Below are 17194 nucleotides of genomic sequence, written 5' to 3' on the forward strand. Positions count from 1 at the left end.
GGGCCTCGGTGGCCGGTAGCGGCCACCGCGCGGGCCGGCGAGAACGCCGTTAGCTTGGCCGCATGGCCGTATCCCCGGCATCCGGCGCGTCCGACGCCCCCGGTGCCTTCCCCGAAGGCGTCCCCTGCTGGGTGGAAGCGCAGCTTCCCGACGTGGAGGCGGGGCGACGCTTCTACGGCGAGCTGTTCGGCTGGACCTTCGGGGAGGGTTTCGGGCCGCCCGGGACCGGTGTGTGGGCGCGCCACCACGGCGAGCCCGTCGCCGCCCTGGTGCCCAAGGGGGACGGCCGGATGCCCACCGTCTGGACGGTGTACTTCGCCACCCCGGACGCCGCCGCGCTGGCCGCCCGGATCACCACGGCGGGCGGAGCGCTGATCACCTCGCCCACACCGGTCGGCTCCTTCGGCACGACGGCCCTCGCCACCGACCCCGAGGGTGCCGTGTTCGGCCTCTGGCAGGCCGGAGACCACCCCGGCTTCGGGAAGCGGCACGCGCCGGGCTCCTTCTGCTGGGCGGAGTTGTACGCGCGGGACACCTGGGTCGTCGACGCGTTCTACGGGGCCCTCTTCCACGACGCCCTCTTCGGCGCCGACGCCTCCCCCGACGTCGGCCGGGCCCCCGTCCTCGACGTCTTCCCGGCCGAGATGCCCCCGCACTTCCTCGTCCATTTCGGGGTCGAGAGCGTCGAGGCGGTACTCGGAACGGTGAACCGGCTCGGCGGCCGGGTCCAGGTGCCCGCCTTCGACACCTCGTACGGAAAAGTGGCCGTCGTCACCGACAATCAAGGGGCGTCGTTCGCCGTCATCCAGCGGTGAACGGCCCCGGCCGGTGGCGGTGAAGCTCCGTCCGCCGGTGGGGAGAAGCCGTTATATCCCGAGACACCCCGATCCGCCCCCGGGTTCGCAACCGGTGGCGCGGACAGGAAGAATCGGGGTGCGTGCCGCCAAGGCGGTGCGGTGGTGAGACGCTGCACTGGGCTGCGTTCATACGTGGATGACGTGGCTCGTACGGGGAGGTGGCAGGCAAGTGGTGGATCAGCTGACGCAGCACGATCCGCGTCGGATCGGGCCGTTCGAGGTGCTGGGGCGGCTGGGTGCCGGCGGCATGGGGCTGGTCTATCTCGCGCGCTCGGCCTCCGGCCGTCGCGTGGCGATCAAGACGGTCAGGACGGAGCTCGCCGAGGACCAGCTGTTCCGGGTGCGCTTCACCCGTGAGGTGGAGGCCGCGCGCGCGGTCTCCGGCTTCTACACGGCGGCCGTGGTCGACGCCGACCCGCGCGCCGCGGTGCCGTGGCTGGCCACCGCGTACGTTCCGGCGCCCTCCCTCGAGGAAATAGTGAACGAGTGCGGGCCGATGCCGGCCCAGGCGGTGCGCTGGCTGGCCGCGGGCGTCGCGGAGGCCCTCCAGTCCATCCACGGCGCGGGGCTCGTCCACCGCGACCTGAAACCCTCGAACGTGCTGGTGGTCGAGGACGGGCCGAGGGTCATCGACTTCGGCATCGCGTCCGGTGTATCGAACACCCGTCTGACGATGACGAATGTCGCCGTCGGTACGCCCGCGTACATGTCGCCCGAGCAGGCGAAGGACTCGCGCAGCGTGACCGGCGCGAGCGACGTGTTCTCGCTCGGCTCGATGCTCGTCTTCGCGGCCACCGGACACGCCCCCTTCCACGGCGCGAACCCGGTCGAGACGGTCTTCATGCTGCTCCGGGAGGGTCCCGACCTCGAAGGCCTGCCGGACGAGCTGAGGCCGCTGATCGAGTCCTGCATGCAGATGGAGGCGACCGGCCGCCCCAACCCGGCCGACCTCCAGGCGCAGCTGGCCCCCCATCTGTTCGGCTCCGGCTCGGACGACAGCGGTACGGCGTCGGCGTGGCTGCCCGAGCGGGCGGTGGGCCTGATCGAGTCGCGCCGCGGCGGCCGTCCGCCGGTGAAGGCCCCGCCGTCCGGGGGCCGCAGCGCCGGCGGACGCCCGGCGGTGCCCCCGCCGCCCTCGCACGCCCCCGCGGTCGTCGGCGCGCCGGACACCGGTCCGGTGCACCTGGCGGGCGCCAAGGTGCCCATCGGCCCCGGGCCGCGCGTCGCCGACGCCCGTGCCGCCGCCGTGAAGGCCCCTCCTCCGGAGGCCGGCCTCGCCGCCTCCTGGTCCCGGCCGCGCGTCGGCGTCAACGGCGCCGACCCCGTGCCGGCGGTCGCGCCGCCGCCCCCGCCGGACTCCCCGTCCGGCTGGCGGCCCTGGCGCTTCCGTATGTCGAACGACGTCTGGGGCACGCCGACGGTCGCCGGCGACCTCGTCTACGTCACGTCCTTCGAGGTCCACGCGCTGGACGTGGCGACCGGCCGCCGCAGCTTCAAGACGCGGGACGTGGCCTGGTCGATGGCGGTCGCGGACGGCCGTATCCACGCCTCCGACGGACCGACGCTGTTCGCGCTGGACGCCCGGGAGGGCGCCGACCTGTGGCGGCTGGCGACGGACGCCTGGGTCTACTCCCTCAAGGCCGACCGGGGGACCGTCGTCACCGGGACGCGCGGGGGCGGTGTGCAGGCCTGGGAGGCCTCCAACGGGCAGAAACTCTGGGAGGTCACCGGCGCCCAGACCGACTTCGAGTCCCCGGAGGCCGGGCCCGCCGTGCACGACGGCACGGTGTTCGTGTGGAAGGACGCGCGGCTGCGCGCGCTGGAAGCCCGTACGGGTGAGGAGCGCTGGTCGTACCCGATCGGCGACGCGGCGTCCTGCGGCGGTGTGCCGGTCCGGCTGACCCGGGCCGACGACGGCTACGTCTACATCTCGGCGGGCACCCGGGTGCTCGCCGTCGACGTGGCGAGCGGTCACGTCCGCTGGCACTTCGAGGCACCGGCGGTCTTCCTGTGCCCGCCGACCTTCGTACCGGGGCCGGCGGTCGCCGGGGGCGGGGTGTACCTCGCGGACTACCTCGGCACGGTGTACGCGCTCGACGCCACCGACGGGCGCGACCGCTGGCGCATCGCGACCGAGGCCCGTGCCTCCATCGAGCCGGTGCTCGTCGCCGCGGGGCATGTCCACGTCGGCAGCGGAAAGGGCCTGTACACCCTGGACGCCGTCACCGGTACGCCGAAGTGGCGTTTCCAGGCGGGCGGCGACATCGTGGGCGCGCCCGCGGTGGCCGAGGGCCGTATCCACTTCGGCTCCACGGACCATCTGCTGTACACGCTGAAGGCCGACGACGGACGGCTGCGCTGGAAGCTGGCGACCGGCGGCGAGATCACCGGCGCCCCCGTCGTCAAGGACGGTGTCGTGTACGCGTGCAGCAAGGACCGCTGTGTGTACGCCCTGGACGCGGAGAAGGGCACCGGGACGGCTCGCACGGCGTGAGTGCGGGGGCCGCCCGGCGGGTGCGGCGGTCGTGGATAGGGTGACGGTATGCAGACGCGGGGGCGCATACTCAGGTTCACGGCGGTGTCGACGATGGTGGTGCTGGCTCTGACCGGCTTCTCCACCGGCCGTCACGGCAGCCACAGCCGGCACAGGGGAGGCGGGGGCGGGGGCGGTTGCAGCAGCTCCCGCCAGGATCACGACAGTTCGTCGTCGACGTCGGGCGGCGGCGGCTCGTACGGCAGCGGCAGCGGTTCCTACCGTTCGCGGCCCACTCACCGTTCCACCCCGGGCACGTCCTCCTCCGGCGGGACCGCCCGGCCCTTGGCGGACGGCACCGCGACCCTCGTGCGCTGCGCGTCCGAGAAGGCCCCCTACGCGACGGTCGAGGTCCGGAACCCGAACGGACGCGAGGGCGCCTTCGTCGTGTCGGTCGCCTTCAAGGACCACGCGGACGTCACCGTCGTCGGCGGCACCGGGCGGGTGCGGGTCGCCGCGAAGGGCCGGGCGACCGTCCGGGTCCCCGTCGGCAGCGCGGGTCTCGCCGGCTCCGTCGACCACTGCCGGGTCGAGCCACGGGCCGTCCCCGGGAGCTGAGGTATCCCGCCCGGCTCAGCGCGTGCGGAACCCGTCCGGGCGCCGGGCGGAGAACAGTTCCGCCTGCCGGGCCGGGGGCAGGTTGCCCAGGGAGATGAGGTGCGGGGACTGGGCGAAGGCGTGGGCGCGGGCCGCCTCGTGGGCCGTCCACAGGGCGCGCACGGTGCCCTGGACCCCCTCCGTGGGGCAGGACGCGACGACCTCGGCGCACCGGACGGCGGCCTCCAACGCCGCGCCGGGAGGGGTGAGTTCGGACACCAGCCCGAGCTCGTGCGCGCGCCGCGCGGACATCCGCTCGGCGGTCCCCATCAGGGCCATCCGCGCGGCCTCCCCGTACGGCATCCGATGCGCCATGTAGACGGACTCGTACGCGCTGACCATGCCGTACGTCGTGTGCGGGTCGAAGAAGGTCGCGGTCTCGTCGGCGACGACGAACTCCGCCTCCCCGAGCAGGTAGAAGGCGCCCCCGCAGGCCATTCCGCACACGGCGGCCACGACCGGCTTCCACAGGTCGTTGGCCTTGGGGCCGATGCGCAGGAGCGGGTCGTCCACCATGAAGGGCGAGTCCGGCTGGGGCACCTCGGCCGTACGGTCGAGCCCGGTGCAGAAGGCCCGCTCGCCCGCCCCGGTGACGACGACGGCCCGCACGGCGTCGTCGAACCGGAACTCCTGCCAGGCGGCCGCGAGTTCGCGGGCGGTCGCGACATCGATCGCGTTGAGCCTGGCGGGCCGGTCCAGGGTGAGGACGGCGACCCCGGTGTCCTTGTCGCGGGAGATCCGCAGCCCGCCGCTCACGACCGCTCCAGTACCCACTGCGGCAGCCCCTCGGCGCCGAAGACGACCCGCACCCGCGCCCCGATCCGGATCCGGTCGGGGGCGAGGGAGCCCAGCGGGGCGCCCGGCCCGGCGACCAGGTTGCCGACCAGGCGGATCTGCGGGGCGTCCGCGAGTTCGACGACGGCCGCGTTGTACGGCACCCGGGCCGCGTAGGCCGGCAGCAGGGGCGGGTGCGGGACGACGTACGACCAGACGCGGCCCAGCCCGCTCATCGGGCGCCACCGGCTGTCGAAGGAACGGCAGTGGGGGCAGCAGGGCCGGGGCGGGAAGCGCAGCTCGCCGCAGTCGGCGCACGCCTGGATCCGCAGCTCGCCCCGGGCGGCGTACTCCCAGAAGGGCGCGCCGTCGTCGTCCACGACCGGGGAGAGCAGACGCTCCGTGGCGTCGTGCGCGGGGGATCGTGTCATCTCGGCTCCTCAGGTTCGCAGCAGGACCGCGGAGGTGGGGACCCCCTCCCCGGCCGTGACCAGACAGGTGGCGGCTCCCGGCACCTGCGCGGTGCTGGTCCCCCGCAGCTGCTTCACGCCCTCGTTGATGAGGTTGAAGCCGTGGACGTACGCCTCGCTGAGGCCGCCCCCGCCCGTGTTGAGGGGCAGCCGTCCGCCGATCTCCAGCGCGCCGCCCTCGGTGAAGGCGGCGCCCTCGCCCCGGCCGCAGAAGCCGTAGCCCTCCAGGGAGAGCGGTATGAGGGGCGTGAAGGCGTCGTAGATCTGGGCCACGTCGACGTCGTCCGGCGTGAAGTCGGCGTTCTTCCACAGATGCCGGGCGGCGGTCCAGGCGGGACCGGTGAGCGGGTCGTCGTTCCAGTAGTTGACCATGCCGTGGTGCTGGGCGGGCAGACCCTGGGCGACGGAGTGGACGTACACGGGCCGCCGCCGGCAGTCCCGCGCGCGCTCGGCCGACACGACCACGCACGCCAGCGCGCCGTCCGTCTCCAGACAGTTGTCGAAGAGACAGAGAGGCTCGCTGATCCACCGCGAGGTCATGTACATCTCGCGGGTGAGCGGGCGGTCGTACATCATCGCGGCGGGGTTCTGGTTGGCCCGGTTGCGGCAGGCGAGCGCCACGTTGAAGAGGTGGTCGCGGGTGGCGCCGTACTCGTGCATGTAGCGCCGCGCCAGCATGCCGATCTCGTCGGCCGGTCTGAGCAGCCCGAAGGGGCGGGTCCACTGCGCCGGGGTGGGGAGCTGGGCGACCGTGTTCTTCCAGGGCCTGGGGCCGCTGCCCCGCTTGCGCGACCGCCAGGCGACCCCGACCGTGGCCTGCCCGGTGGCGACGGCGGCGGCGAGATGGGCGACGGTCGCGCACGAACCGCCGCCCCCGTAGCCGACCTTGCTGAAGAACGTGAGGTCGCCGAAGCCGAGGGACTTGGCGACCTCGACCTCGTCGGTCTCCTCCATCGTGTAGGAGGCCAGACCGTCGACCTCCGAGGGGGCGATCCCGGCGTCGTCGAGGGCGGCGAGAATCGCGCGACAGGCCAAGGTCTTCTCGGACTCGGGGAGTTGCCTGGCGAAGGGGGTCTGACCGATGCCGACGACGGCCGTGGCGTCCTTGATCCCCGCCGTGCTCCGTGCCATGGGCGCGCGCCTCCCTGTGAACCGGGGCTGCTGACAGTGCGTCAGGCTACAGCTAATCTGACGGGTAGTCAGCTAGCTGTCGTCGGTCATGGGGAGGCCCGCTGTGCGCGGTGACTTGGAGTGGGGCAGCGTCCCGGGGCTGATCCGGTCGGCGGCCCGGCGGTTCGCGGACCGCGAGGCCGTCGTCGAGGGCCGGACGCGCGTCACGTACGCGGAGCTCGGCGCCCGGGTGGAACGCGCCGCGGCGGCCTGCCTGGCCGAAGGGGTGCGCACGGGCGACCGGGTGGCCGTCTGGGCGCCGAACACCCTCGACTGGATCGTCTGCGCGCTCGGCGCGGTCTCGGCGGGCGCCGTCCTGGTCCCCCTCAACACCCGCTTCAAGGGCGCCGAGGCGGCGTACGTGCTGTCCCGGAGCAGGGCGCGGCTGCTCTTCGTGACGGGAACGTTCCTGGGGACCTCGTACGTGGCGTCGCTGCGCCGGGCGGCCGGTGAGGGGGACGGCGCCGGCCCGCTGCCCGGACTCCCGCACCTGGAACAGGTGGTGGTGCTGTCGGACGACGCCCCCGCCGGCTTCCGTACCTGGAAGGACTTCCTGGCGGCCGGGGACGCGGTCGGGGCGGCGGCGACCCGGGAACGCGCGGAGTCCGTGGCGGGCACCGCGCCCTCCGACATCGTCTTCACGTCGGGGACGACGGGACGGCCCAAGGGCGCGGTGATCACCCACGCGCAGAGCCTGCGGGGCTACGCGATCTGGAGCGAGCTGGCCGGGCTGCGCGCGGGCGACCGCTATCTGATCGTGAACCCCTTCTTCCACACCTTCGGCTACAAGGCCGGGGTGCTGGCCTGTCTGATGCGCGGCGCGACGATGGTCCCGCAGCCCGTGTTCGACGTGGACACGGTGCTGGCGAACGTGGCGGCGGAGCGCATCTCGGTCCTGCCCGGCCCGCCCACGCTCCACCAGTCCCTCCTGGACCACCCGTCCCGGGACGCGTACGACCTGTCCGCGCTGAGGCTGGTGGTGACGGGGGCGGCCGTGGTTCCCCTGCGGCTGGTGGAACGGCTGAGGTCGGAGCTGGGGATCGGCACCGTCCTCACCGCGTACGGGCTCTCCGAGGCGAGCGGGATCGTCACCATGTGCCGCCGGGGGGACGCGCCGGCCGTGATCGCCACCACGTCGGGGCGCGCGATCCCGGACACCGAGGTCCGGGTGGTGGACGCGACGGGGACTCCCCTGGCCCCCGGCACCCCGGGCGAGGTGCTGGTCCGCGGCTTCCACGTGATGCGGGGCTACTTCGAGGACCCGGCGGCCACGGCGGCGGTCCTGGACGCGGACGGCTGGCTGCGCACCGGTGACGTGGGCGTCCTCGACGAGGCCGGGAACCTGCGCATCACCGACCGGATCAAGGACATGTTCATCGTCGGCGGCTTCAACGCCTACCCCGCCGAGATAGAGCAACTCCTCGGCCTCCACCCGGACGTCGCGGACGTGGCGGTGATCGGCGTGCCCGACGGGCGGCTGGGAGAGGTCGGCAGGGCCTATGTCGTACGGCGCCCGGGTACGGCCCTGACCGGCGACGACCTGATCGCCTGGTCACGCCGCGAGATGGCCAACTACAAGGTGCCCAGGACGGTCGAGTTCGTGACGGAACTTCCGCGGAACGCGAGCGGGAAGGTGGTGAAGGGGGAGTTGCGGTCCGGGACCTTCTGAGGCTACGGCGCGGATAGACATGCCGGATCTGTCAAAGTTGGGGAAACTTAGGCCCGTAGACGGGGGCAAATTCAACTACTGCCACCACTGCTTAGGAATCCGATGAATATGTACACCCACCGGAAAGACCTGTACCCGGACGTGACCGCTTTGGGTGGCCTGGGGCCGGCCATGCGAGAGGCAGCACAGCTGCGCGGGTGCGACACCGGGCTGGGACCGTGGGCCGTCGACGTCGTCAGCATCCAAACGGCGAGAGGTTTCCTGTCAGTCGACCCTGCGACCGAGGAACGCCTTTTCCGGTTGAGTGTCGGCATTCCCGGGTTCGACTGGGAGATCGGCTCTACGGAGGATCTTGGACTGCTTGTGGAAGCGGTCGCCGCATGGCGGGAAGGCATACCGCTCGACAAGCTGCAGGAGAGATTCGAGTTCATGGAGCTCGACGAATTTGTCGGGGCGCTCGAACGCGGAGAGCCCACCTCTTCGCAGTGGACCGAACTCCTGTCGTCCGACTTCAACCGGCGCCAATGGAACCTCCTGCGCCGCCTCCGTGCGGATGAGGTACTGCGGGACATGTTCCCGAGCGTCTCGCACGGTGCCGTGCGCCTGTGCGTGGATGCGATGGACGCAAGGAGCCGTCAGGTTCTGGTGGACGAGGTGGACGAGGTGAACGGGGAACTCTATGAGGTCATGCGCGTAGGGGTGCCCGGGGCCAACTGGGTCGAGGTGCCGGCCGGTGATCTGATCGCCTACCTGCGAGCTGCCTTGAACGAAGAGTGATCTCGACAGATCGATGAGGTCGAACCCCGCCAGGTAATTCCTGGCGGGGTTTCCTTGTGCGTGCCCACGTGGGAGCACAGGGCGGCTTCAGAGGGCACGTCCGGGCGATGAACGGACGTTGTTCAGTAGGGGCAGGGAGTTCCGAACTCCAAGTGACGCCGGTGTCCGCGGGGACGATTGTTCGAGAGGGCCGAACGGCTCCCGCCACGGATTGGCCTGAACCATGCCCCGGACACACATCGGCCGCGGCGGCTCCCCCTCCGCGCCGCCGCGGCCGATCCCCGTGTGGTGCGGGACCGCGGATCCCCCGTCGGTCCCGTTCCCCCGATGGGCCCCCGTTTCCCCCGTGGGCCCCGTTTCCCCCGTTGTCCCCCCGTGGTCCCGCCGATCCCCCGTGCGGTCCCCCGTGCGGTCCTGGTGTCAGGCGGGCTCGTCCGTGGCGTGGACGTTGTCCGTGCCGGCGTCACCGGTCTCGCCCGGGGCGATCGGGTTCTTGCCCTTGAGCGGCTCGGTGGTCGCGTGCACGTTGTCCGTCCCGGCCGTCGGCTCGTCGGTGGCGTGGACGTTGTCGGTGCTGTTGGTGTCACTCATGACTGGCTCCCCTGTGGTTCTTCGATGCGTTGGGCGGAAAGCGCCCGTCCGGCAACTCCCCCGAGGGCCGCCGGACGGGCACTTCGTGGCCGGTTCACCCTAGAGGCCCGGCCTGTCGTCATCCCGCCTGCCCCCCGACGCGACGGATCGACTCGTTGAGAGTGACGGGTGGCGATAAACGAATGATGAACGCGCAGGCGCGAGGTCACCGGAGACAGGCATGGGCACGCCGATACGGGGGACGTCCTGACGGGCGCGGGCCGCCGGCCCGCGCCCTCAGGCGACGGCGAGCGGCTTGAGGAGCGACCGCACCTCGGTGGCCTCCGGCGCTTCCATCGCCTCGAAGAGGTCCAGCGCCTCCCGCCAGCAGACCTGCGCGCGGCCGGACTGCCCGATCGCGCTCAGGGCGCGGCCGAGCACGGTCAGGACGTTGCCGCGCCGCCAGTCGCCGCCGATGCCGCGCAGCACGGTCAGCGCCAGCTCGGCGTTGGCGGCGGCCTGCGCGGGGCGCCGGGCGGCGAGATCCGCCTCGGCGAGCCGGAACAGGGTCATGCCCTCCCACAGCCGCTGGCGGCTGTCCCGGAACACCGCGAGGGCTTCCTGGAAGCGGTCGACGGCCTGCGAGAGCTGACCGCTCTGGGTGAGCGCCAGGCCCAGCGCGTAACGGCCGTTGGCGCCCTTCAGCGCGTGGTCCATGTCGTCGTACATGGCCGTGCCCTGCTGCGCCAGGGCCACCGCGCTCGCGGTCCGGCCGGTGGCGAGGTGGATACGGGACAGGTTGCACAGGGCGCTCGCCTCGCCGGGCCGGTCCTCGCAGGCGCGGAAGTTCTCGATGGCGCGCGTCAGGTGCGCCTCTCCGTCCTCGTGCCGGTTCTGGTAGATCGCGATCACGCCGAGGATGTTCGACGACCAGCAGCTGGTCAGCGGGTCGCCGGAGGCCAGCGCCAGTTTCAGGGCGCGGGTGGCGGCCCGGTCCGCCGGGTCGAAGCGGCCGGTGATGTGGTGCACGAAGGCGAGCGTCGTCAGGGCCCGGCCCTGCGCCCGCGACGCGCCCGCCTCCTGCGCGGCGGCGTCGGCGGCCCCGGCGACGGCCTCGTACTCCTTGGAGTTCGCGCCCGACTCGGCCAGGTCGCAGGCGGCCCACAGCAGGTCGACGGCGCGTGCCAGCGTCCCCGGACCCATCGACTGCCGGGCGCAGGCCAGCGTGCAGACCGCCTCCGCGTACAGCCAGTCCTGCGCCTGGTGCCGGTCCTCGAACACCAGGCCCGGATACTCCGTGGCCTCCAGGTGCTCCACCAGCCGGTCGCCGGGCCGGTCGATCGCGTAGACCCCGGCGGTCGTCGCCAGATAGAAGTCCAGCAGCCGCGACAGGGCCGCGTCCCGCTCGCTGGGCGGCTGTTCGTCGCGTTCGGCGCAGGCGCGGGCGTAGAGGCGGACCAGGTCGTGGTAGCGGTAGCGGCCGGGGGCGGCGGACTCCAGGAGGGAGGTGTCGACGAGGGACTCCAGGAGGTCCTCGGTGTCCTCGGCCGGGAGGTCCAGGACCGCGGCGGCGGCGGCCAGCGAGATGTCCGGGCCGTCCGCGAGGCCCAGCAGACGGAAGGCGCGCGCCTGGGCGGGCTCCAGCTGGCCGTAGCCGAGTTCGAAGGTGGCCTTGACCGCGAGGTCGCCGGCCTGGAGCTCGTCGAGGCGGCGGCGCTCGTCACCGAGCTTCGCCGCCAGGACCGAGACCGTCCAGGTGCGGCGGGCGGCCAGCCGGGAGGCGGCGATGCGGATCGCGAGCGGGAGGAAGCCGCAGGCCGCGACGACGTCGAGGGCCGCCTCGCGCTCCGACGCCACCCGCTCCTGCCCGACGATCCTGGTGAAGAGCTGGAGGGCCTCCTCGGGCGACATCACGTCGAGGTCCACCAGATGGGCGCCGGCCAGGTCGACCATCCGCGCCCGGGACGTCACCAGGGCCGCGCAGCCCTCCATGCCGGGGAGCAGGGGACGCACCTGGGCGGCGTCCCGGGCGTTGTCCAGGAGCACCAGGATCCGGCGCCCGTCGAGCACCGAGCGGTAGAGCGCCGCACGTTCCTCCAGCGAGTCGGGGATGGAGGAGGCCGGGTGGCCCAGGGCGCGCAGGAACGCGCCGAGCACCGTCTCCGGCTCGGCCGGCCGCTGTCCGGCGCCCTGGAGGTCGACGTAGAGCTGCCCGTCGGGGAAGGCCGCCCGCGCCTGGTGGGCGACGTGCACGGCGAGGGTCGTCTTGCCCACGCCGCCGATGCCCGCGAGGGCCGAGACCGCCATCACCCGGCCCTCCTCGGTGGAGGCGGCGGCGAGTACGTCGCTGAGTTCCTGGACGAAGGAGGCCCGGCCCGTGAAGTCCGTGACGGTGGCCGGGAGCTGGGCCGGGCGGACCGGCGCGGCCGCGGGTTCCGCCGTCGGGGCGGACGGCTCGGCGAGGCCCGGGTCCGCCTGGAGGATGCGCTGCTGGAGTTCCTTCAGGCCCGCGCGCGGGTCGACGCCGAGTTCGTCGGCGAGCAGCCGGCGGGTGTCGGCGTAGACGGCGAGGGCCTCGGCCTGCCGCCCGCTGCGGTACAGCGCCAGCATGAGCAGCTCACGCAGCCGTTCCCGGAGGGGGTGCGCCGCCGTCAGCGCGGTGAGCTCGGAGACCGCCTCGGCGTGGCAGCCCTGCTCCAGGTCCATGTCCAGCCTGGACTCCAGGAGTTGCAGTCGCCATTCCTCCAGGCGCGCCCGCTGGGTGTCCGCGTACGGCCCCGGCACGCTCGCCAGGGGCTCCCCGTCCCACAGGGCCAGCGCCCGGTTCAGCAGTTCGCGGGCGAGGCACAGGTCTCCGGAGTGCTTCGCCTTCTCCGCGTCGGCGGAGAGCTCCTGGGCCTCGGCGAGGTCCAGCGCGCCCGCGCCCTCGGACAGCCGGATCGCGTAGCCGCCCGACTCGCTGATCAGTACGCCGGGGTCGAGCGCCTTGCGGAGCCGGGAGGCGTACGTGCGGACGGCGGCGAGTGCCTGCGAGGGCGGTTCCTCGCCCCACAGGGCGTCGATCAGCTCGCCGGAGGTGGCGGTGCGGCCCTCCCGCAGCAACAGCGCGGCCAACAGGGCGCGTTGCTGTGGGGAGCCGGTGGGAAGCGATTCCTCACCGCGCCAGGCGCGCACCGGTCCGAGCACGCTGAAGCGCAACGCCGCCGATTCCTCGGGGCGCCGCTGCTCCGGCACTCGCGGTACACCGTCCATCGCTGTCCCCCTGCCGAACCGTCAGTACAACGAGGCCAGTTTGCCTTGTTCATGGCGGATGCGTCAGCCGTGGGAGACGGCGATCACAGCCGCGCGCACGGGGCGGACGCGGAAGATCACATCTCCCTCACACGGTCTCCGCACACGTTCGCACAGAGTCGCGGGTTCCAGGGAGCGCTTCCGGACAGCTGACGGGTCGTCAGATCAGCGCTACCGTGGGCGATATGGAGACCACCCAGACCCCTTCGACCGCCCCCGACTTCCCCAGGATCATCTCGGTGGACGACCACACCGTGGAGCCCCCGGGCGTCTGGCGGGACCGCCTTCCGTCGAGGTACCGGGACACCGGGCCCCGTATCGTCCGCGCGCCGCTGAAGGAGATGACCTTCCTCGGCGGCAGGTTCGCCCCGGTGATGGGCGGGCCGGGCGACGACGGTCCGATCGGGGACTGGTGGGTGTACGAGGACCTCCACCGGCCTCTCACCCGCCTCGACACCGCCGTCGGATACGACAGGGACGAGATACGCCTGGAGGTCATCACCTACGAGCAGATGCGGCCCGGCTCGTACGACGTCCCCCAGCGGCTCGCCGACATGGACGTCAACCACGTCCAGTCCGCGCTGTGCTTCCCCACCTTCCCGCGCTTTTGCGGGCAGACGTTCACCGAGGCCAAGGACCGTGAACTCGGACTGCTCTCGGTGCGGGCCTACAACGACTGGATGGTGGAGGAGTGGTGCGGTCCGGCGGCCGCCGGCCGTCTCGTCCCGCTCACCCTCGTCCCCCTGTGGGACCCGGCGCTCGCGGCGGACGAGGTGCGCCGCAACGCCGCCCGTGGCGTACGCGCCGTCGCCTTCTCCGAGATCCCGCCGCATCTGGGGCTGCCGTCCGTGCACACCGACGACTGGGACCCCTTCCTCGCGGCCTGCGACGAGACCGGCACGGTCGTCGCCATGCACATCGGCTCCAGCAGCAGGATGCCCTCGACCTCGGCCGACGCCCCGCCCGCCGTCGGCTCCACCATCACCTTCGCCAACTGCTGCTTCTCGATGGTGGACTGGCTGATGAGCGGCAAGTTCGAGCGCTTCCCGAACCTGCGGGTGATGTACGCCGAGGGCCAGATCGGCTGGATTCCCTACATCCTCGAACGCGCCGACGTGGTCTGGGAGGAGAACCGCGGCTGGGGCGGCGTCGCCGACAAGGTCCACCGTCCGCCGTCCGAGCTCTTCGCCGACCATGTGTACGGCTGCTTCTTCGACGACGCCTTCGGACTCCGGAACCTCGACTCCATCGGCGTCGCGAACGTCCTGTACGAGACCGACTACCCGCACTCCGACTCCACCTGGCCGAAGTCCCGCGAGGTCGGTGAGGACCAGATGGGCCACCTCGCCCCGGACGTGGTCGAGCGGATCGTACGGGGCAACGCGATCGACCTGCTGGGGCTGACGGAGGACGGGCTGTGGGCGGGTCCGGGCGGTGCCCGTTGAACGGGGAGGGGAAGCGGCCGCACGGCGCCGCGGACCGGCCGCTGCGCTACGGCATCCAGCTCCCGGTGCAGTCGCAGAGCACCCTCTACGCCGAGGCGTGGGAGGACGGCGCGGGCGCGCGGGAGCTCGTCGAGATCGCCCGTACCGCCGACCGCTGCGGCTTCGCCTACGTCGCGTGCTGCGACCACGTCGCCGTCCCGCGCCGGCTCGCGGACGCCATGAGCACGGTCTGGTACGACCCGGTGGCCACGCTCGCCTTCCTGGCGGGCGTGACCGAGCGGGTACGGCTGCTCAGCCATGTCGCGGTCGTCGGGCTGCGGCACCCGCTCGTCACGGCCAAGCAGTACGCCACCCTCGACCACCTCAGCGGCGGACGGCTGATCCTCGGGGTCGGCGCCGGGCACGTGCGGGAGGAGTTCGAGGCGGTGGGGGCCGACTTCCGGCACCGGGGCGCCGTGCTCGACGAGTCGATCGACGCGCTGCGGGCCGCGCTGGGGCGGGACGAGTTCCCCGAGCACCACGGGAAGCTCTACGACTTCGAGGGGCTCGGCCAGCGGCCCCGGCCGGCGCAGCCGGGCGTGCCCCTGTGGGTCGGCGGCTCCTCGCCCGCGGCGGTGCGCAGGGCCGCGCTGAAGGCGGACGGCTGGCTGCCGCAGGGCGACCCGCGCGAGCGGCTGCCCGGACAGATCGCCACGCTGCGGCGGCTGCGCGAGGAGGCGGGCGTCCGCGGACCGCTCACCGTCGGCGCCATCACCGAGCCCCTGTACGTGGGCGAGCCCGGCTGGGAGGTCGGGCGCCGCACCCTCAGCGGGCCGCCCGAGGCCCTCGCCGAGTCGCTGCGGGCGTACCGCGCGATGGGGGTGGACCAGATCCAGGTGCGGTTCCGGTCGCGCGGGAGCGGCGAACTCGTCGACCAGATGGCCGCGTTCGGCGCCGAGGTGGCGCCCCTTCTCGGCTGAATCGCCGGGGCCGCCCCTCCGGCCGGGTGGGCGGCGCGGATTGTCGGACACGACCCAGGGAGACGGACATGGGCAAGCTGGACGGACGCGTCGTCCTCATCACCGGCGCGGCGCGCGGGCAGGGCGAGCAGGAGGCGCGGCTCTTCGTGCGGGAGGGCGCCGAGGTTGTCGTCGCGGACGTCCTCGACGACCAGGGGGAGGCGCTGGCCAAGGAGATCGGCGCACGCTACGTCCACCTCGACGTGCGCGAGGAGGACGACTGGCGTGCGGCGGTCGCCCGCGCCAAGGAGGCGTACGGGCGGATCGACGGGCTGGTCAACAACGCCGGCATCCTGCGCTTCAACGAGCTGGTCGACACCCCGCTGGCCGAGTTCCAGCAGATCGTGCAGGTCAACCAGGTGGGGGTGTTCCTCGGGATCAGGACCGTCGCGCCGGAGATCGCGAGCGCGGGCGGCGGCACGATCGTCAACACCGCCTCCTACGCGGGCCTCACCGGGATGGCCTGCGTGGGCGCCTACGCCGCGACCAAGCACGCCATCGTGGGTCTGACGCGGGTGGCCGCCCTGGAGCTGGCCGCGAAGAGGATCAGGGTCAACGCGGTCTGTCCGGGGGCCATCGACACGGCGATGAGCAACCCCGCCCAGCTCGACCCGGACGCCGACCCCGCCCACAGCGCGGCGACCTCCCGGGCGCTGGACGAGCTGTACCGCAAGCTCGTGCCCCTCGGCCGGATCGGACGGCCCGAGGAGGTGGCCCGCCTCGCCCTCTTCCTCACCGGCGAGGACTCCTCGTACATCACGGGCCAGCCCTTCGTGATCGACGGCGGCTGGCTGGCCGGCGTCAGCGTCATCTGACGAGCCGTCAGCTATTGACGCCTCGGGGACCCGGTGCGACAGTCGGCGGACAGTAGATCTGACGGCATGTCAGATACAGATGTGGGGACGGTGAACCTCCTTGGAATTCGGGCTCTTTGTACAGGGATACGTCGGCAAGCGCGCCGAGACCGACCCGCTCGCGGAGCACAAGGCGCTGATGGAGGAGACCGAGTACGTCATCCAGGCGGACAAGTCCGGTTTCAAGTACGCCTGGGCGTCCGAGCACCACTTCCTGGAGGAGTACTCGCACCTCTCGGCCAACGACGTCTACCTCGGATACCTGGCGCACGCGACCGAGCGGATCCACCTCGGGTCGGGCATCTTCAACCCGCTCGCCCAGGTCAACCACCCGGTGAAGGTCGCCGAGAAGGTCGCCATGCTCGACCACCTCACCGGCAACCGCTTCGAGTTCGGCAGCGGCCGGGGCGCCGGCAGCCACGAGATCCTCGGCTTCATCCCCGGCGTCACCGACATGAACTACACCAAGGAGATCTGGGAAGAGACCATCGCCGAGTTCCCGAAGATGTGGCTCCAGGACGAGTACCCCGGCTTCCAGGGCAAGCACTGGCAGCTCCCGCCGCGCAAGGTCCTGCCGAAGCCGTACGGGAAGTCGCACCCCGCCATGTGGTACGCCGCCGGGTCGCCGCCCTCGTACGCCATGGCCGCCCGCAAGGGGCTCGGCGTGCTCGGCTTCAGCGTGCAGAAGGTCTCCGACATGGAATGGGTCCTGGAGCAGTACAAGACGGCCGTCGTCGAGGCGGAACCCGTCGGGGACTTCGTCAACGACAACGTGATGGTGACGACCACCGCGATCTGCGCGCCGACGCACGAGGAGGCCATCCGGGTCGCCGTCAGCGGCGGCCTGCACTACCTGCCCTCGCTCGTCTTCCGCTACCACGACACCTTCCCGCGCCCCGAGGGCTTCCCCGTCTGGCCCGAGACCCTCCCCGAGTACAACGAGGAGTTCATCGAGCTGCTCATCGCCGAGGAACTGCTGATCTGCGGCGACCCGGACGAGGTGCTCACCCAGTGCAAGCGGTGGGAGCAGGCGGGCGCCGACCAGCTCTCCTTCGGTCTGCCGGTCGGGGTCTCGCGCGAGTACACGCTGCGGACCATCGAGCTGATCGGACGGCACGTGATTCCGAAGATCGACACGGACCCGGTGCACCGGACCACCCGGTTCCGCCAGGCTTCCTGAGGGGGGCGG

14 protein-coding genes are annotated in these 17194 nt (G+C 72.4%); 9 read left to right on the forward strand and 5 right to left on the reverse strand.

Annotated elements, in window-relative coordinates:
* The first annotated feature begins 62 nt into the window (after window positions 1–62).
* The 3 genes from ACFV2J_RS10490 to ACFV2J_RS10500 all read left to right on the forward strand — a co-directional run bounded on the left by ACFV2J_RS10490 (window position 63) and on the right by ACFV2J_RS10500 (window position 3948).
* The gene (locus tag ACFV2J_RS10490; RefSeq protein WP_385083262.1) at window positions 63–815 is read left to right on the forward strand and encodes a VOC family protein; all 753 of its coding nucleotides are present in this window, start codon (window positions 63–65) and stop codon (window positions 813–815) included.
* A 211-nt stretch (window positions 816–1026) separates the two neighbouring features.
* A complete protein-coding gene (locus tag ACFV2J_RS10495) occupies window positions 1027–3351 on the forward strand; it encodes a PQQ-binding-like beta-propeller repeat protein (protein WP_385438138.1) in 2325 nt (774 codons plus the stop codon).
* A gap of 48 nt (window positions 3352–3399) precedes the next feature.
* Complete coding sequence (locus ACFV2J_RS10500; RefSeq protein WP_385085773.1) at window positions 3400–3948, forward strand: hypothetical protein; 549 nt, start codon at window positions 3400–3402, stop codon at window positions 3946–3948.
* A gap of 15 nt (window positions 3949–3963) precedes the next feature.
* Here ACFV2J_RS10500 and ACFV2J_RS10505 read toward each other — a convergent pair whose 3' ends face one another.
* Genes ACFV2J_RS10505 through ACFV2J_RS10515 form a run of 3 tightly spaced genes read right to left on the reverse strand, consistent with a single transcriptional unit; the run spans window position 3964 to window position 6362 of the window.
* On the reverse strand, window positions 3964–4743 hold the full coding sequence (locus ACFV2J_RS10505) for an enoyl-CoA hydratase/isomerase family protein (RefSeq protein WP_385085771.1): 780 nt from the start codon (window positions 4741–4743) through the stop codon (window positions 3964–3966).
* Window positions 4740–5156 carry a Zn-ribbon domain-containing OB-fold protein gene (locus ACFV2J_RS10510; protein ID WP_385085793.1) on the reverse strand — a complete coding sequence of 139 codons (417 nt, stop codon included), beginning with the start codon at window positions 5154–5156 and terminating at the stop codon, window positions 4740–4742. Before ACFV2J_RS10510 ends, ACFV2J_RS10505 begins: the two co-directional genes overlap by 4 nt.
* A gap of 45 nt (window positions 5157–5201) precedes the next feature.
* The gene (locus ACFV2J_RS10515; RefSeq protein WP_385085769.1) at window positions 5202–6362 is read right to left on the reverse strand and encodes a lipid-transfer protein; all 1161 of its coding nucleotides are present in this window, start codon (window positions 6360–6362) and stop codon (window positions 5202–5204) included.
* A gap of 103 nt (window positions 6363–6465) precedes the next feature.
* Here ACFV2J_RS10515 and ACFV2J_RS10520 point away from each other — a divergent pair, with 103 nt between their 5' ends.
* Together ACFV2J_RS10520 and ACFV2J_RS10525 are read left to right on the forward strand one after the other, a co-directional pair.
* On the forward strand, window positions 6466–8070 hold the full coding sequence (locus tag ACFV2J_RS10520; RefSeq protein ID WP_385085767.1) for a FadD3 family acyl-CoA ligase: 1605 nt from the start codon (window positions 6466–6468) through the stop codon (window positions 8068–8070).
* 102 nt (window positions 8071–8172) lie between these two features.
* Complete coding sequence (locus ACFV2J_RS10525; RefSeq protein ID WP_385085765.1) at window positions 8173–8847, forward strand: hypothetical protein; 675 nt, start codon at window positions 8173–8175, stop codon at window positions 8845–8847.
* A gap of 420 nt (window positions 8848–9267) precedes the next feature.
* Here the strand turns inward: ACFV2J_RS10525 and ACFV2J_RS10530 are convergent, their stop codons facing one another.
* Both ACFV2J_RS10530 and ACFV2J_RS10535 read right to left on the reverse strand, forming a co-directional pair.
* The gene (locus tag ACFV2J_RS10530; RefSeq protein ID WP_194280646.1) at window positions 9268–9438 is read right to left on the reverse strand and encodes a hypothetical protein; all 171 of its coding nucleotides are present in this window, start codon (window positions 9436–9438) and stop codon (window positions 9268–9270) included.
* A gap of 276 nt (window positions 9439–9714) precedes the next feature.
* Window positions 9715–12669 (reverse strand): BTAD domain-containing putative transcriptional regulator, encoded by a 2955-nt coding sequence (locus ACFV2J_RS10535; protein ID WP_385092105.1) that lies wholly within the window; start codon window positions 12667–12669, stop codon window positions 9715–9717.
* Window positions 12670–12893: 224 nt separating this feature from the next.
* On the opposite strand from ACFV2J_RS10535, the gene ACFV2J_RS10540 reads away from it, so the two are divergent.
* The 4 genes from ACFV2J_RS10540 to ACFV2J_RS10555 all read left to right on the forward strand — a co-directional run bounded on the left by ACFV2J_RS10540 (window position 12894) and on the right by ACFV2J_RS10555 (window position 17185).
* Window positions 12894–14153 (forward strand): amidohydrolase family protein, encoded by a 1260-nt coding sequence (locus ACFV2J_RS10540; RefSeq protein ID WP_385092108.1) that lies wholly within the window; start codon window positions 12894–12896, stop codon window positions 14151–14153.
* Window positions 14150–15112 carry an LLM class F420-dependent oxidoreductase gene (locus ACFV2J_RS10545; protein ID WP_385092111.1) on the forward strand — a complete coding sequence of 321 codons (963 nt, stop codon included), beginning with the start codon at window positions 14150–14152 and terminating at the stop codon, window positions 15110–15112. The genes ACFV2J_RS10540 and ACFV2J_RS10545 overlap by 4 nt, the downstream gene beginning before the upstream one ends.
* A gap of 68 nt (window positions 15113–15180) precedes the next feature.
* A complete protein-coding gene (locus tag ACFV2J_RS10550; protein WP_385092114.1) occupies window positions 15181–15966 on the forward strand; it encodes an SDR family NAD(P)-dependent oxidoreductase in 786 nt (261 codons plus the stop codon).
* A 100-nt stretch (window positions 15967–16066) separates the two neighbouring features.
* Complete coding sequence (locus ACFV2J_RS10555; protein ID WP_385092118.1) at window positions 16067–17185, forward strand: LLM class flavin-dependent oxidoreductase; 1119 nt, start codon at window positions 16067–16069, stop codon at window positions 17183–17185.
* Window positions 17186–17194: the final 9 nt, after the last annotated feature.

Origin of the sequence: Streptomyces sp. NPDC059668, assembly GCF_042734135.1 — a bacterium.
Classification (GTDB): domain Bacteria; phylum Actinomycetota; class Actinomycetes; order Streptomycetales; family Streptomycetaceae; genus Streptomyces.

Excerpts from the sequence above, each read along its gene's own strand:
- ACFV2J_RS10490 (WP_385083262.1), top strand. The coding sequence starts at position 63 with ATGGCCGTATCCCCGGCATCCGGCGCGTCCGACGCCCCCGGTGCCTTC.
- ACFV2J_RS10500 (WP_385085773.1), top strand. The coding sequence starts at position 3,400 with ATGCAGACGCGGGGGCGCATACTCAGGTTCACGGCGGTGTCGACGATG.
- ACFV2J_RS10515 (WP_385085769.1), bottom strand. The coding sequence starts at position 6,362 with ATGGCACGGAGCACGGCGGGGATCAAGGACGCCACGGCCGTCGTCGGC.
- ACFV2J_RS10525 (WP_385085765.1), top strand. The coding sequence starts at position 8,173 with ATGAATATGTACACCCACCGGAAAGACCTGTACCCGGACGTGACCGCT.
- ACFV2J_RS10530 (WP_194280646.1), bottom strand. The coding sequence starts at position 9,438 with ATGAGTGACACCAACAGCACCGACAACGTCCACGCCACCGACGAGCCG.
- ACFV2J_RS10535 (WP_385092105.1), bottom strand. The coding sequence starts at position 12,669 with ATGGACGGTGTACCGCGAGTGCCGGAGCAGCGGCGCCCCGAGGAATCG.
- ACFV2J_RS10540 (WP_385092108.1), top strand. The coding sequence starts at position 12,894 with ATGGAGACCACCCAGACCCCTTCGACCGCCCCCGACTTCCCCAGGATC.
- ACFV2J_RS10550 (WP_385092114.1), top strand. The coding sequence starts at position 15,181 with ATGGGCAAGCTGGACGGACGCGTCGTCCTCATCACCGGCGCGGCGCGC.